This window comes from Lysinibacillus sp. NPDC058147 (assembly GCF_042884205.1).
Lineage (GTDB): Bacteria > Bacillota > Bacilli > Bacillales_A > Planococcaceae > Lysinibacillus.
The window spans coordinates 303,408-317,051 of record NZ_JBHVUJ010000001.1 but is presented as its reverse complement, the minus strand read 5'-3'; the positions used below and the strand labels follow the sequence as shown (position 1 = coordinate 317,051).

Below are 13,644 nucleotides of genomic sequence, written 5' to 3'. Positions count from 1 at the left end.
AAAAATGGACCAACAATTTCTACATGATGATAAGAAACTGCAAAAAGCTTTTTTTAACTTTTTAATCCCGGTTATGCTAGCAAATGTGCTGCAGTCACTAGGGCAAGTCTTTGGCATGTTTATCGTTGGGCGCAATTTAGGTGTTGATGCGCTAGCGGCAATTTCAGCATTCTTTCCATTCTTCTTCTTTTTAATGGCATTTGCTATTGGGATTGGCTCAGGTAGCTCGATTTTAGTAGGGCAAACGTATGGGGCTGGTAATCATGAGAAGATGAAGGAGGTTGTAGGGGTAACTTTAGCCTTTACGACGATTTTATCGATTGTTGTCGCAATTTTTGGTGGCTTTTTCATTGAGTGGATTTTACGCTTTATGCAAACACCAACAAATATTTTAGATATGAGTATTAGCTATGCTCAAATCTTATTTTTCACATTACCGATTATGTTCTGGTATCTGGTGTACACAACCTTTATGCGTGGTGTAGGTGATTCTAAAACACCTTTTTTATTTTTAGTCATAAGTGTTATTTTAAATATCGCATTTCTACCACCATTAGTTTTCGGCTGGCTTGGTCTGCCTAAGTTTGGCTTAAACGGTGCTGCTTATGCTTCTGTTTTATCGAATTTAGTGACGATGATATTGTTATTAGCCTACTTGCATAAAACAAAGCATATTTTACGCTTAGACAAATCGATTTTACAGCATTTTAAATTAAAGAAGGATATTTTAGCTTCATTATTAAAGTTAGCCATTCCAGCAAGCATTAGTATGGTTGCGATCTCTGTAGCAGAAATTGCTGTTATAGGCTTCGTTAATGCTTATGGTTCCGATGCTACTGCCGCTTACGGTGTTGTCAATCAGGTCGCTAGCTATGCACAGGTGCCCGCGATGAGTATTGCTATTGCGACATCTGTATTTGTGGCGCAGGCTTTAGGGGCAAACTCTACGGATATGATTAAAAAAATTCGTCAATTCGGTGTGCTTGTAAACTATATTTTAGGTGGCGCGATTATTTTAATAATGTATTTATTTGCGGAGCCTATTTTATCTTTCTTTATTGATAAACAGGATACGGTACTTATCGCCAAGAATTATTTATATATCGCATTTTGGAGCTATTTAATTTTTGGCCATACACAAACCGTTTCGGCTACAATGCGTGCTACAGGTGTTGTCTTATGGCCTACAATTTTCCTAGTCATCGCGATTTGGGTAGTTGAGGTACCTTTGGCGTTTATTTTATCGCATTACACTACATTTGAGCTAAATGGCGTTTGGATCGCTTACCCTACTGCCTTCTGTGTGCATTTTGTATTACAATACGCATACTTCAAATTAGGCTGGCAAAAACGAACATTAAAAGCAATGCTGAGCGATTAATTTTATGATAATGTCTGTAGACAAAATTACGTATTACTTTGTCTACAGACATTTTATATAGGTGTTTAGGGTAAACAGAATTTTTGATCCACCAGTATTTAAGCTTGGCCAGGTGGAATTATACCCCAAACAAGTAGGAGAAAGGATACTAATCCAATTAAAAAGAAAATAATTGAAGCAGTAAATATCGGGCCTAATTTATAAGTGAAGCGTTCTCTTTTCTGAATAATACCTGTTCGTCCACTAACTTGAGATGCAAATAACCTAGACATAGCTCCCCCACTACTTGAAAAGTAAAAAGTGCCCCCAGCAAAAGCTATACCCGTGAAAAACATCACCTCGATAAATCTTACGGAGAAAAATGAAGCAATAAAATAAGTAATAATAACTTCTACAATAAATGCCACTATCATAATTATTATATTTTTCCTAGCCATATAAATCCCCCTACTCTTCAAATTTTATTCTTCTAATCCTATATACGACTGAACCCGAAAATAAGTTCCATTTTTATACTCATTAACCAATTTATTATCAAAATTCAATTCACAGTTCTATCCAATTATTTTTTCGCATAAAAAAAAGGCATCCTAATAAAAGGATGCCTTTTTTATGGTTACATCATTAAAATTAAAGTTTTACGATGTTTGTAGCTTGAGGTCCGCGTTGGCCTTCTTCTACTGAGAACTCAACTTTTTGACCTTCTTCAAGTGTTTTGAAACCGTCACCTTGGATAGCTGAGAAGTGAGCAAATACGTCATTTCCGCCTTCTACTTCGATGAAACCGAAACCTTTTTCTGAGTTAAACCATTTTACTGTACCTTGTGTCATTTGAATGACCTCCAATAATTGTATTAATTAAAATCATATTACTTCAAAAGAAAATTCACATATTACAAAAAGCATCAAATAAAACACGATTACTCTTTGTAATATGTGAATTTATTGTTCTCTTGAAAACGATTTTATTACATTTACTATATACAAAAAAATCACATTTGTCTAGTACAAAAGCTGATTTATTAAATAAACAGTTTTTTCACTAAGCTAATCCGTCACTACATTAGTTTAACAAACAAGGTGCGATAATCTTTTTAGATCAACACACCTCATTAGTAAACTTAGTTTTTGACAAACATCTATTGTGGTTTTGTTGTCATTAATTTTAGACCATGACCAATAAATACAACATCTGTTACCTTATTCATAATCGTATTAATCAGTTTGCTATCTTTTATGCTTTTTGTTACTAACTTTGCACCATATGTACCAAAGACGTACCATAAGATCAAACATGACTATAAAATGAGTCGCCAACGACCTTTAAAATCGGAAAAATACTTCCTCTCCGACCTCAACATCTACTATTTTTTGATGAAGAAACAAAAGTATGATTATAATTTTTCCAATCAATAAAAAGATTTGAAACCTTACATTTTTACAGTGTTTCATATATAACTTGTCCCATTTGAGTGATGTCATAATCACCTAGTGCGACTACTTCTGATTGGAAATCTGGTGAATTTAAAATCTCTATTACCGATTCAATCAGCTGTTGGTTTTCAGGTGTTTTTAAAAGGACAATATCATAACGTTCTCTAATAAGTGGTATAAAGTCAACTTCTATGAGTTTTGATATTTTTTCAATGCCTATTCCAATGTCTGCATGCCCATTTGCGACAGCAGAAGCTACATCTAAATGGCTCATTTCTTCTTCGTTATACCCTTCAATTGAGGATGGAGATATGTGATGAATGCGTAATTGTTCATCTAGGAAAGTACGAGCACCTGAACCTTTTTCACGGTTCATCAATTTTAGTGATTTGGTCTTAAAATCATCCATTGATTGAATTTGCAACGGATTTCCTTTTTGAACATAAAAGCCTGCTCGGCGTGAAATCAGATTGAGAAGAATATAAGAGTGACTTACAAATATCTTTTTCAAATAAGGTGTATTATATTCCCCTGTATCACCATCGTATAAATGTAAACTAGCAATATCACAATCCCCGTTATACAGTGCCATTACGCCATTAAAGCTACCTTCATGCGAGCGCAATACTTTATTTGATTGTTTTTTCTCTATATATTTACCTAATAAGTCTAAGGCTAAATCTTGTCCACTTATAATAATTTTTTTATTTTTGGGAGAAGGAGTTGTCGAGGCAGTAGATACAGCAGGAGTTGCTCCTGTCTTGCTCTTTTGTATATATATTTGTAAATCAGTTCTATCCACACGCATTTGCCGACCTACACGAAAAATAGGTAAATCCCCCTTTTTCACTAAATCGTAGATCGTTAATTTTGAAACCTTTAATAATTGAGCCACCTCTTCAATCGTATAGGAATGTTCATGTGACATGTAAAAATCTCCCCTTCTGCTTCTATTGATTCTATAGTAACTTAATTATAATATTTTTGAACCATCACCAAAACGTGTGGTTGATTTCCGCTCCGACTGGGCGCTTTGTAGCTGTCGATTTGCTTTCGCTACAGAAAACATTTGCCGCTGACGCTTCGCTTTCGCGCAGATAAAACATTTGCCGCTGACGCTTCGCTTTCGCACAGATAAAACATTTGCCGCTGACGCTTCGCTTTCGCGCAGATAAAACATTTGCCGCTGACGCTTCGCTTTCGCGCAGATAAAACATTTGCCGCTGACGCTTCGCTTTCGCACAGAGCAAAGCTTCCTGGGGGCTTCCAGCCTCAACTTCAATCAACTTATTTACATAGTATACGTTTAACAAAACTCATCCACAACTTTTGGTGATGAATCATATTTTTTACATCTTGAAGATTTCTAGCGATTTGGTATTCCTTTTTTAGACATAACTAATTATAATTAGTTATGTCTTGTTATAACGAGTTATAAAAGGAGTATAATCAAAGTGAAAAAGTATTATAGTTTAATAGCTTCATTGGTACTACTGATCGGTATTTTAGCAGGTTGTGGTAGCCAAGAAAGCAACAACAAAGCAAACAAACCAGTTGAATTAACGATTTCCGCAGCAGCTAGTTTGCAAGATTCATTAGAAGAGCTTCAAAAAGCCTATGAAAATGAACACGATAATATTAAAATCACATTTAACTTTGGTGGCTCTGGTGCTTTACAGCAACAAATTTTAGAAGGTGCTCCTGTTGATCTTTTCTTTTCAGCAGCACAAGATAAGTTTGATGAGCTAGTTCAAAAAGATTTAATCGATAAAAAGCAAGGAACGAACCTTTTAGCGAACGAATTAGTGTTAATCGTTCCTAAGAAAAATGAAAAACATATTCAATCATTTGAAGACTTAACGAAAGCTGATAAGATTGCCGTTGGTACACCTGAAACGGTTCCTGCTGGCAAGTACGGTATAGAAACATTAAAAAACATGAACCTTTGGGAAAATGCAGAGTCAAAAGTAGTGTATACAAAAGACGTACGACAAGTTCTTACTTATACAGAAACTGAAAATGTTGATGCAGGATTGGTTTATAAAACAGATGCCCTTGTGTCAGAAAAAGTCGATGTCGTTGCTACAGCCAAAGAAGATACACATACACCTATTATTTATCCTGTAGGTGTGATCAAAGATAGTAAGCATGCAAAAGAGGCGGAAGATTTTTATAACTATTTACAAAGTGATCAAGCGATGAAAGTATTTAAAAAATACGGTTTTCAAGGAACTCATTAATAGATGAGTACGGATTTCTGGTCACCTCTTAAGCTTTCTATTGAAATAGCGCTTGTGTCAGGAATAATTGTGATAGTAACAGGTATTCTATTCGGTAAATGGATGGCAAAACGTAATTTCAAAGGAAAATTATTGCTAGAAACAGTGTTACTTTTACCATTAGTATTACCTCCTACTGTAGTAGGATTTCTTCTAATTATTATTTTTGGCAAAAACAGTGTGCTAGGTAACTTGATTACATGGCTTTTTAACCAACCCGTTATGTTCACTTGGTGGGCAGCGGTCATTGCCTCTACTGTTGTTGCATTTCCTTTAATGTATCAATCAGCAAAAACTGGCTTTGAATCTGTTGATGTGGACATTGAGAATGCTGCACGTGTTGATGGTGCTAACGAATGGCAAGTCTTTTTCTTTATTTCTATCCCTCTTGCATTAAAATCAATTGTCTCAGGTGGGATTTTAAGTTTCACACGAGCTTTAGGTGAATTTGGTGCAACCTTAATGTTTGCTGGAAATCTTCCAGGCAAAACGCAAACTACGCCACTTGCTATTTACATGGCAATTGGTTCGGGTAACATGTCACTCGCTTGGTCATGGGTGATTTGTATGATAGGTATTTCCTTCCTTATGCTTCTGAGCGTTCATTTCATGAAGGCATAAAAGAAAAGATGTAGTCGGTACAAACCTAAACTGTACCAACTACATCTTTTCTTTTCACCCTCCACTAATGGGTGGAATAAAGGCGATTGTATCCCCGTTTTTTACAACCGTTGTATCTGTTGCAAATTCCTCATTTACTGCTGTCATGACATGTTGTAAATTAACTTGTGGATATTGCATTTCCACCCATTCTTTAATTTGTCCAACTGTACGGTCTGACAGGTCTACACATAATTTTGACTCACCGATTATTTCTTGTAAGTGAGCAAATAGTAGTATGTTAATCACAAGATTCCTCCTCACTCATTGATGGATTTCCTTTTGGGTAAGGGACATTTTCTAATTGATCACCAATCCATTCGGTCCCATCTTCCCAATACTCTTTTTTCCAAATAGGGACAATTTGTTTAATACGGTCAATCGCATATTCATTAGCTTCATAGGCTATTTTACGATGTGGCGATGAAACCGCAATGACTACTGCAATATCCGAAATTTCTAAATGACCAACACGATGTGTAATAGCTACTTTCGCTTCTGGCCATCGCTCTTGTATTTCTTTAGTTATTTGTTCAAACATTTTAATAGCCATAGATGGATAAGCTTGATATTCCAAATGTAATGTTTTCTTGCCTTTTGTCATTTCGCGTACTGTTCCAATGAATACAGTGATTGCACCAGCATTTCGATCTGTTACTTTTCGTCTAACTTCTTCAACATCAATTGGTTTATCAATGATTTCAAACAACGATGTAGTCATGATTTACTCCTCATTTCCTGCATTAAAAATTCCATGTATTGTGCTTTTTCTTGAATCGAAAAAGTTGGGTAATCTAACGGTTTATTTAGTGGATATGTCGGCCAATAAAGAACACAGACGATATTACTTACTTTTTGTAGCAAAGATTCATCTTCCGCCTGTCGCAAAAGAACAACCTTTGGATAGTCTTCATTTTTATAGCCTTCAATAAAAATAATATCCATATTAAATGTTTCATATATAGTTAGTATATCAGCAAGCTGCCAGTTACTTTGGTGAATACTCATGCGCAAAGTACCTTCTCCTTCAACTGCTGTAACACTTGCGCCAGCCTTCTCATGACGAACACTATCTTTTGAACTTTCTATCATAGGGATACCACCATGTCCATGATGCTTGATTGTTCCTACACGAAAACCTTCTGTAGTGGCTTGTGTAATGAGTTGTTCCATTAACGTTGTCTTCCCACTATTTTGATAGCCTACGATTTGTAAGATTTTTCGATGTTGCCCCATGGCCACTCACTTCCTTGCAAATCTTCTAACAATAAGACAACTACTTGCATTCCTTTTTCATATCCGCGTGACCCACCTGGTAATACGATAAAAGAATTGGCTTCTGCTAAGGAAGAAACCGCACTAGATTTATCAAAACCAGAGGGAGCTGCAACTAATTGACCGTTTTCGTAAGAAGCATTTGCACGCACAAAACGGGTAAACGGATTCGGTTTTTTAAAGTCCGCATTTAAAACAGCCTGCTCTCTACGTAGATGTGGTTTCTTATTACCAAATGCCGTTCTTATAATAGGTCGTGTAAATAATTCAAAACCAACATAGCAAGCTGATGGATTACCTGAAAGTCCAAATAATAATTGACCATTTCGAGCCGCAACAGTTGTTACACTACCTGGTCGCATTGCCACTTTATTAAAAAGTACTTGTGCGTCAATGGCTTCATAAATGGCAGGTAAGTAATCGTAATCACCTACTGATACTCCTCCTGTTGTAATCAAAATGTCTACTTCCTGAAGCGCTTTTTCAACAGCTTGAATACATAAATTTAGATCATCGCTAAACTTACCAAAATATTTAACGGTTGCCCCAGCACGTTCAATTTGAGCCATTATCATATATGCATTACTATTACGAATTTTTCCTGGCTGCAAAGCATCACTTGGTTCTAGTAATTCACTTCCTGTTGCAATAACGCCTACGATTGGTTTTCGAAAAACAGGTACTTGATCATAACCAAAAGTAGCAAGTAATGCGACCACGCCTGGATTGATGTATTGTCCTTTTTCAATAAGAATTGCGCCTTTTTGAACATCCTCTCCCTTATAGGAAATATTTGTTCCTGTTTCATAAGAACGTTTAATCGACATATACGGTTGATTGTCTTCTTCAAATGTGTGCGTTAATTCAAGCATAATGACTGCATCACATCCGTTCGGGATAGGAGCTCCTGTCATAATGCGCACTGCTTCTCGATTACCGACTTCTTCCTCAAATACATAGCCCGCTCCAATTTCCCCCACTACTTTAAAGGTTACTGGATTGTCTGAACATGCCTCTTGACTATCTACTGAGCGAATAGCATAACCATCATAAGGTGAACGATCAAAAGCCGGTACATCTTGGTCAGCAGCAACATCTTCTGCTAAAAAACGTCCATGTGCTTGTTGTAGTGAAACGACCTCTATTTTTTCTTGGAATGCAAACTCCATGACACGTTGAACAGCTTCCCCAACAGCAATTGGTTTTCTTTTTTCTAACATTCTAGAACACTCCTTTATCCGAATAAACGATAATAAATGGTTTTAGCTTTTTGTATATCTTGTACACCGTGAATGACAACTCGTCCATCTTGGAAAATCACTAGTCGATAATCTTCCGCTTGGCAAGACAGTAAATAGGGATTTTGTTGAATATCACCATAGGGATTAAGTTGTTCAGCGAGCTGATCAAACTTATAGTAAATCGGTTTTGGTGGACGTATTTGAATAGCATCACGACCACATAATACATTTAACTTTGTTTGATTTTCATATGATAAATACGGATAGGTAGGATTTTTGCCACAGGATGGACAATCATGAATACGAATTTTTTCTACGTTTATTTCATAGTGTTGATTTTGCCAAACATCAAAAGTTAAATAACTTTTGCGTAATGCTTCTTCATCACCTACTAAAAACTTTAATACTTCAGCTACTTGATAAGCTGCGACGATTTGAACAGTTGGACTTATAATTCCTACTGTATCGCACGTCATCCCTGTATTGGGCACTGCTGATAACAAACAATGTAAACAAGGTGTTTTACCTGGCACAATTGTATACGTAGCGCCATAACTACCAACACAAGAACCATAGACCCAAGGGATTTGATATTTTTGTGCAAGGTCGTTCATCATAAAGCGAATATCAAAGTTGTCCGTTGCATCCACCATAATATCTACATCTGCAAGCAGTGGGGTTATTTGCTCTGTACACGCATCAAGAATATATTCGTTAATTTCTACCTCTGCGTTAATGCTTTGTAGTCTTTTTTTTGCAGCGATTACTTTAGGGACTTTTTCTTGTGCATCTTGTTCGGTATATAATTGTTGTCTTTGTAAATTACTCCACTCTACATAATCACGATCAATAATCGTCAACTTTCCGACGCCTGCCCTTACAAGAGCCTCTGCGCTAGCACTACCTAAAGCACCAACTCCTATCATTAGGACATGCTTTTGTTTTAGTAGTAGCTGCCCGTTTTCTCCGATTGGGCTGAATAATTGTTGTCTAGAATATCTATTATGCATAAACGTTTTTGCCTTTCTTTCTATGAATTTTAGTTTGACCTTTTAATATATAGCTTTATAATAAAAGCAATGTTTTTCAGCAAAAACAAAAAATCAACTCTATAAAAGGAGGTCTTTTACCTTGCATCCCACACATAGTGAACTTCCTATACGAGCTGCCATATTAACAGTGAGTGACACACGCACAAAGGCGGATGATCGTGGTGGTCAGCGTATTCAATCATTACTTCAAGAAGCTTCATTTGAATTAGTAGACTACCAAATGTCAAAAGATGAACCGCTTGAAATCTCAAACCATGTACAAAAATGGTGCGATGATCGTACCATTAATACCATTATCGTAACGGGAGGAACAGGATTTACACCGAGAGACCAAACTTACGACACGATTCTTCCTCTTTTTGAAAAAGAAATGATGGGATTTGGTGAATTATTTCGAACACTAAGCTATGAAGAAATCGGCCCAAAAGCCATGTTTAGTCGTGCAACAGCAGGTAGTCGCGATAAAACAGCTATCTATGTACTACCAGGTTCCACTAACGCCGTGACACTTGCCATGACAAAGCTGATTCTTCCTACTGTGCAACATTTTGTAGGTGAGTTGAATCGCATATGAAAATGGCTGGTGTTGTCTTAGCTGGCGGTCAATCTTCACGGTATGGTCAACCGAAAATGTTTGAATTATTTGCTGGTCTGCCTTTATATAAGCACAGTCTCATAGCCTTACAAAAAAATCAACTACAGCCTTTAATTATTGCTACGAATGCTAGCTTGCAATCAAAGTTTGTAGATGAAAATGTCCACTGGATCATTGAAAAACAGCCTCATCAAGGACCTTTGTTTGCCTTGCATAATATAATGACAAATTTTCCAGAAGTAGAGTGGTTTTTCGTCATAGCGAGTGATATGCCTTTTATTAATGCAGAATTTGTCCAAACTATGCTCACATTTATCGATGATCGTTATGATGCCATTGTTCCTAAACAAGCTTCAAGATTACAACCACTTGCTGCTTTATATCGACGCAGTGCTTTACCAAAAGCACTGCAATTAGTCCAACAAAACAAACGAAGTATGAAAGTCTTGTTAGAGCAGCTTCAAGTATGTTATGTCCCATTTGAAGAAGACTGCTCCACATTTATCAATATCAATTCTCAACAAGATTGGCTACAAACATTTGAAAGGAAGTTTAATAATGAGTAATTTTACACACTGGAATGAAGAAGGTCGTCCCAAAATGGTCGACATTTCAGATAAAACCATCACAAACCGTACAGCCGTCGCTCGTAGTACAATCACGTTATCCGATGAAGTCTATCAAGCCATCCAACAGGGAGGCATTAAAAAAGGCGACCCTACGCAAGTAGCACAAATTGCAGGGATAATGGGTGCTAAAAAAACTGCTGATATTATCCCTATGTGCCATCCGATTATGTTACAAGGAACAGATCTTCAATTTGAATATACAAAAGCAGAGGATGGTTACGAACTACACATTCAAGCTACAGTGAAATGTAATGGTAAAACAGGTGTCGAAATGGAAGCACTAACTGCTGTATCCATTGCTGCACTAACTTTTTATGATATGTGTAAAGCCGTCGACAAATCTATGGTAATTAAAGAAACATACCTCGTTCAAAAAACGGGTGGAAAAAGTGGCGACTTTGTGCATAAATAAACAGAAAAAATCCGGCATTTGCCGATTTTTTTCTGTTTATTAACATAAGTCACCAGCACTAACTAATACCACTCTATTTCGTCTACCCACCGATATGTGACATTTCAATTTTTGAGTTTTTCCTCTTTTCCATTGTTTGCTCATTTCGTTCATCGGAATAGCGATCTTTTCTATTTTCCCAAACATTCGAAATGCATTGGGTGATCGTTTCATCATCTTCCCCAATCCTTAACAAATCTCGTAGATTCGTTCCCTCTGTTGCAAATAAACACGTATATAATGTTCCTTCTGCCGAAATACGGGCACGCGAACAAGTGGAGCAGAAAGAATCTGTTACAGATGATATTACGCCAATTTCACCTTGAGCATCCTCATATTGATATCGAGTAGCCACTTCCCCTTTATAATTAGGGTCAACACGATACAAAGGGAAAACTTGGTTGACCTGGTCAATAATTTCTTTCTTCGACACAACCTCATCCAACCGCCAACCATTCGAATTACCGACATCCATATATTCAATAAAGCGAAGAATATGCTGTTTCTCTTTAAAATATTCTGCCATCGAAATGATATCTTGCTCATTTTTTCCTTTTTGAATGACCATATTGATCTTCACGTGTAAACCCGCTTCTGCCGCTTTTTCTATACCTTCTAATACCGTTTTCACTTTCCCTCGATGGCCATTCATCTCGAAAAAACGATCTTCATTTAGGGAATCTAGACTAACAGCTACTCGTGATAAACCTGCTCTCGCCAATTCATCGGCATATTTTTTCAACAATGTGCCATTGGTTGTTAAAGCAATATCTTCTACTCCAACTATGCGATGTATACGTTCAATTAATTTGGGCAGATCACGGCGTAGTAAAGGCTCACCACCAGTAATGCGTACTTTTTTCACACCTAATGAAACGAAAATCTTTACTAATCGTTCAATTTCTTCAAAACTCAATATTTTATCGGACGGTAAAAAAGCATAATCTGGACCAAATACTTCTGCAGGCATGCAATATTGACAACGAAAATTACAACGGTCTGTCACGGATATCCTTAAATCTCTTAATGGTCTGTGTAGTTGGTCTTGTAGATTAGTAATTTTAATCTCTTCCTTTCATTTTGATCAATTTCTAGGTAAGTGAATACGTTCTTTGTGTGTATAAATATTAAGTGTATTTTGGCGAATAAAACCTACCGTCGTAATACCGAGTTGCTCTGCCAATTGCAGTGCTAATTCTGTTGGAGCTGATTTGGACAGAACAATTTCACAGCCAATTTTCGATACTTTAAGTAAAATTTCAGATGAAATCCTTCCGCTAAATACGATAATTTTGTCCTGAATGCTAATTTTATTTTTTAGGCAATAACCATAAATTTTATCTAAGGCATTATGGCGCCCAATATCCATTCTACTCAATAAAACACCATTCGCATCACAGAGCGCTGCATTATGAACACCACCAGTTTGTTTGAATGTTTCGGCCGAATCTTGCATATCGCGCATTAAACGAAAACAATCATCTGTTGTAATACGGACATGAATGCCTTCCATTTTTTTAGCTACTAATGCATCGTTAGCAAAAACAAACCCTTGGCGGCTCATGCCACAACAAGAAGTAATGTAACGTTTATTTTGAATTTGTTGAAAGTAAGGATTCACACGCTTTGTTTTAACGTGGACAAAGCCTTCTTTTTCTTGGTGCCAAATGGCTTCAATATCTTCGTAATCGCGAATAATTCGTTCAGAGGCCAAATATCCAATAACCATATCCTCTACATACTCTGGTGTGCAAACCATCGTCACGAATTCTTGCTCATTAATCTTCACTGTGACCGCATATTCTGTGACAACGGTATCTTCTATTTCTTTGATTTGATTACCTTCAACACGTATTATTTCTCTAGTTACTGAGCGTTCCATATGGCATCCCCTTTATTCACTAATATTATCTTCAAAAACAAAGACAGAAATAGCAAAATCTTCTTCAATTTTGATATCTGAAAATAAATGGAGTAACTTTGTGCCCATCAATTCTTCCATGCCTTCTGGAGGTGATTTAGTATACAAATCTTGAATCATTCTTGTACGTGCAGCATGAACCATTTTTAACCCTTCAGGCGTACTCGCAATAAATTTTTCTGTCGGTGTGATATTACCATATAAAGTTGAGACAGCCATGTTCTCTACGAAAACAGTATGAATACGCTCTGGACCTTTTCCAAATATATCTTTGCGTAGTTTTCGAATAATGTCGTTGAACTCATGCACTTTTTTTGACATTTTAACGATTCTCCCAACGTATTTAATCTTTTTTATTCTATGATCATGGGGGTCACCCTTACAGTTTGTTAATAATATAGCAACTTAAATAAAAATTAAAGAGAAAATATCCAATGATAATTATTATCAGTTAATAAATTTTATTATAATTATTGTCCATTTTGACTGAAAAGGCTATAATAATTTGTATTACATATGGAATAAAAGTATTTTGATTCCTATGTCATGGTTTCCTACAACTAAGTTTGAACTATAGACATAGTGGTTTTAATATTTAAATTCTATAGTTATATTGAATAAAAAATAAAAGTTGATTGAATTTTTAGCAAGGCCTGTTAAGAATTTTATCCACCATGAATAAATAGCATGTTAATACATGTCTTTTCATGGTGGATTTTTTTATTT

At 36.3% G+C, this 13,644-nt stretch carries 18 protein-coding genes; 6 read left to right on the top strand and 12 right to left on the bottom strand.

Translation table 11 applies throughout. The features are described from left to right. The first annotated feature begins 4 nt into the window (after window positions 1-4). Window positions 5-1,381, top strand: a complete 1,377-nt coding sequence (locus ACFVT8_RS01555; RefSeq protein ID WP_387082261.1) for an MATE family efflux transporter — start codon at window positions 5-7, stop codon at window positions 1,379-1,381. Window positions 1,382-1,479: 98 nt separating this feature from the next. On the opposite strand, the gene ACFVT8_RS01550 is transcribed toward ACFVT8_RS01555, so the two are convergent. The 4 genes from ACFVT8_RS01550 to ACFVT8_RS01535 form a co-directional block, all read right to left on the bottom strand. Then, the gene (locus tag ACFVT8_RS01550) at window positions 1,480-1,818 is read right to left on the bottom strand and encodes a hypothetical protein (protein ID WP_387082262.1); all 339 of its coding nucleotides are present in this window, start codon (window positions 1,816-1,818) and stop codon (window positions 1,480-1,482) included. A 193-nt stretch (window positions 1,819-2,011) separates the two neighbouring features. Next, window positions 2,012-2,212 carry a cold-shock protein gene (locus tag ACFVT8_RS01545; protein WP_053484870.1) on the bottom strand — a complete coding sequence of 67 codons (201 nt, stop codon included), beginning with the start codon at window positions 2,210-2,212 and terminating at the stop codon, window positions 2,012-2,014. 607 nt (window positions 2,213-2,819) lie between these two features. Next, complete coding sequence (locus ACFVT8_RS01540; protein ID WP_387082263.1) at window positions 2,820-3,743, bottom strand: substrate-binding domain-containing protein; 924 nt, start codon at window positions 3,741-3,743, stop codon at window positions 2,820-2,822. A gap of 45 nt (window positions 3,744-3,788) precedes the next feature. Beyond that, the gene (locus tag ACFVT8_RS01535; RefSeq protein WP_387082264.1) at window positions 3,789-4,058 is read right to left on the bottom strand and encodes a hypothetical protein; all 270 of its coding nucleotides are present in this window, start codon (window positions 4,056-4,058) and stop codon (window positions 3,789-3,791) included. A gap of 211 nt (window positions 4,059-4,269) precedes the next feature. Here ACFVT8_RS01535 and modA point away from each other — a divergent pair, with 211 nt between their 5' ends. Both modA and modB read left to right on the top strand, forming a co-directional pair. Then, a complete protein-coding gene (gene modA / locus ACFVT8_RS01530) occupies window positions 4,270-5,055 on the top strand; it encodes a molybdate ABC transporter substrate-binding protein (protein WP_387082265.1) in 786 nt (261 codons plus the stop codon). 3 nt (window positions 5,056-5,058) lie between these two features. Next, window positions 5,059-5,715, top strand: a complete 657-nt coding sequence (gene modB, locus ACFVT8_RS01525) for a molybdate ABC transporter permease subunit (protein ID WP_387082266.1) — start codon at window positions 5,059-5,061, stop codon at window positions 5,713-5,715. Window positions 5,716-5,769: 54 nt separating this feature from the next. Here the strand turns inward: modB and moaD are convergent, their stop codons facing one another. Genes moaD through ACFVT8_RS01500 form a run of 5 tightly spaced genes read right to left on the bottom strand, consistent with a single transcriptional unit; the run spans window position 5,770 to window position 9,280 of the window. Continuing rightward, complete coding sequence (gene moaD, locus ACFVT8_RS01520) at window positions 5,770-6,003, bottom strand: molybdopterin converting factor subunit 1 (protein WP_387082267.1); 234 nt, start codon at window positions 6,001-6,003, stop codon at window positions 5,770-5,772. Then, complete coding sequence (locus ACFVT8_RS01515) at window positions 5,996-6,475, bottom strand: molybdenum cofactor biosynthesis protein MoaE (RefSeq protein WP_387082268.1); 480 nt, start codon at window positions 6,473-6,475, stop codon at window positions 5,996-5,998. Before ACFVT8_RS01515 ends, moaD begins: the two co-directional genes overlap by 8 nt. Then, the gene (gene mobB / locus ACFVT8_RS01510) at window positions 6,472-6,996 is read right to left on the bottom strand and encodes a molybdopterin-guanine dinucleotide biosynthesis protein B (protein ID WP_387082269.1); all 525 of its coding nucleotides are present in this window, start codon (window positions 6,994-6,996) and stop codon (window positions 6,472-6,474) included. The genes ACFVT8_RS01515 and mobB overlap by 4 nt, the downstream gene beginning before the upstream one ends. Next, on the bottom strand, window positions 6,957-8,249 hold the full coding sequence (locus ACFVT8_RS01505) for a molybdopterin molybdotransferase MoeA (RefSeq protein ID WP_387082270.1): 1,293 nt from the start codon (window positions 8,247-8,249) through the stop codon (window positions 6,957-6,959). Before ACFVT8_RS01505 ends, mobB begins: the two co-directional genes overlap by 40 nt. A gap of 14 nt (window positions 8,250-8,263) precedes the next feature. Continuing rightward, window positions 8,264-9,280, bottom strand: coding sequence for a thiazole biosynthesis adenylyltransferase ThiF (locus ACFVT8_RS01500; protein ID WP_387082271.1), 1,017 nt, complete (start codon window positions 9,278-9,280; stop codon window positions 8,264-8,266). A 121-nt stretch (window positions 9,281-9,401) separates the two neighbouring features. Between ACFVT8_RS01500 and ACFVT8_RS01495 the strand changes: the two genes are divergently transcribed. Genes ACFVT8_RS01495 through moaC form a run of 3 tightly spaced genes read left to right on the top strand, consistent with a single transcriptional unit; the run spans window position 9,402 to window position 10,958 of the window. Continuing rightward, window positions 9,402-9,896: a MogA/MoaB family molybdenum cofactor biosynthesis protein gene (locus ACFVT8_RS01495; RefSeq protein ID WP_387082272.1), complete on the top strand. Its 495-nt coding sequence runs from the start codon at window positions 9,402-9,404 to the stop codon at window positions 9,894-9,896. Further along, the gene (locus ACFVT8_RS01490) at window positions 9,893-10,483 is read left to right on the top strand and encodes a molybdenum cofactor guanylyltransferase (RefSeq protein ID WP_387082273.1); all 591 of its coding nucleotides are present in this window, start codon (window positions 9,893-9,895) and stop codon (window positions 10,481-10,483) included. Before ACFVT8_RS01495 ends, ACFVT8_RS01490 begins: the two co-directional genes overlap by 4 nt. After that, window positions 10,476-10,958: a cyclic pyranopterin monophosphate synthase MoaC gene (gene moaC, locus ACFVT8_RS01485; protein WP_387082274.1), complete on the top strand. Its 483-nt coding sequence runs from the start codon at window positions 10,476-10,478 to the stop codon at window positions 10,956-10,958. The genes ACFVT8_RS01490 and moaC overlap by 8 nt, the downstream gene beginning before the upstream one ends. An 82-nt stretch (window positions 10,959-11,040) precedes the next feature. On the opposite strand, the gene moaA is transcribed toward moaC, so the two are convergent. The 3 genes from moaA to ACFVT8_RS01470 are packed head-to-tail and all read right to left on the bottom strand — an operon-like array spanning window position 11,041 to window position 13,239. Next, complete coding sequence (gene moaA / locus ACFVT8_RS01480) at window positions 11,041-12,057, bottom strand: GTP 3',8-cyclase MoaA (RefSeq protein WP_387082555.1); 1,017 nt, start codon at window positions 12,055-12,057, stop codon at window positions 11,041-11,043. A 24-nt stretch (window positions 12,058-12,081) separates the two neighbouring features. Next, window positions 12,082-12,879, bottom strand: a complete 798-nt coding sequence (gene fdhD, locus ACFVT8_RS01475) for a formate dehydrogenase accessory sulfurtransferase FdhD (protein WP_387082275.1) — start codon at window positions 12,877-12,879, stop codon at window positions 12,082-12,084. Window positions 12,880-12,891: 12 nt separating this feature from the next. Beyond that, on the bottom strand, window positions 12,892-13,239 hold the full coding sequence (locus ACFVT8_RS01470) for a Na-translocating system protein MpsC family protein (RefSeq protein ID WP_049667590.1): 348 nt from the start codon (window positions 13,237-13,239) through the stop codon (window positions 12,892-12,894). Window positions 13,240-13,644: the final 405 nt, after the last annotated feature.

Excerpts from the sequence above, each read along its gene's own strand:
- ACFVT8_RS01505 (WP_387082270.1), bottom strand. The coding sequence starts at position 8,249 with ATGTTAGAAAAAAGAAAACCAATTGCTGTTGGGGAAGCTGTTCAACGT.
- ACFVT8_RS01550 (WP_387082262.1), bottom strand. The coding sequence starts at position 1,818 with ATGGCTAGGAAAAATATAATAATTATGATAGTGGCATTTATTGTAGAA.
- ACFVT8_RS01490 (WP_387082273.1), top strand. The coding sequence starts at position 9,893 with ATGAAAATGGCTGGTGTTGTCTTAGCTGGCGGTCAATCTTCACGGTAT.
- ACFVT8_RS01545 (WP_053484870.1), bottom strand. The coding sequence starts at position 2,212 with ATGACACAAGGTACAGTAAAATGGTTTAACTCAGAAAAAGGTTTCGGT.
- ACFVT8_RS01515 (WP_387082268.1), bottom strand. The coding sequence starts at position 6,475 with ATGACTACATCGTTGTTTGAAATCATTGATAAACCAATTGATGTTGAA.
- ACFVT8_RS01500 (WP_387082271.1), bottom strand. The coding sequence starts at position 9,280 with ATGCATAATAGATATTCTAGACAACAATTATTCAGCCCAATCGGAGAA.
- moaC (WP_387082274.1), top strand. The coding sequence starts at position 10,476 with ATGAGTAATTTTACACACTGGAATGAAGAAGGTCGTCCCAAAATGGTC.
- modB (WP_387082266.1), top strand. The coding sequence starts at position 5,059 with ATGAGTACGGATTTCTGGTCACCTCTTAAGCTTTCTATTGAAATAGCG.
- fdhD (WP_387082275.1), bottom strand. The coding sequence starts at position 12,879 with ATGGAACGCTCAGTAACTAGAGAAATAATACGTGTTGAAGGTAATCAA.
- ACFVT8_RS01555 (WP_387082261.1), top strand. The coding sequence starts at position 5 with ATGGACCAACAATTTCTACATGATGATAAGAAACTGCAAAAAGCTTTT.
- ACFVT8_RS01540 (WP_387082263.1), bottom strand. The coding sequence starts at position 3,743 with ATGTCACATGAACATTCCTATACGATTGAAGAGGTGGCTCAATTATTA.
- ACFVT8_RS01470 (WP_049667590.1), bottom strand. The coding sequence starts at position 13,239 with ATGTCAAAAAAAGTGCATGAGTTCAACGACATTATTCGAAAACTACGC.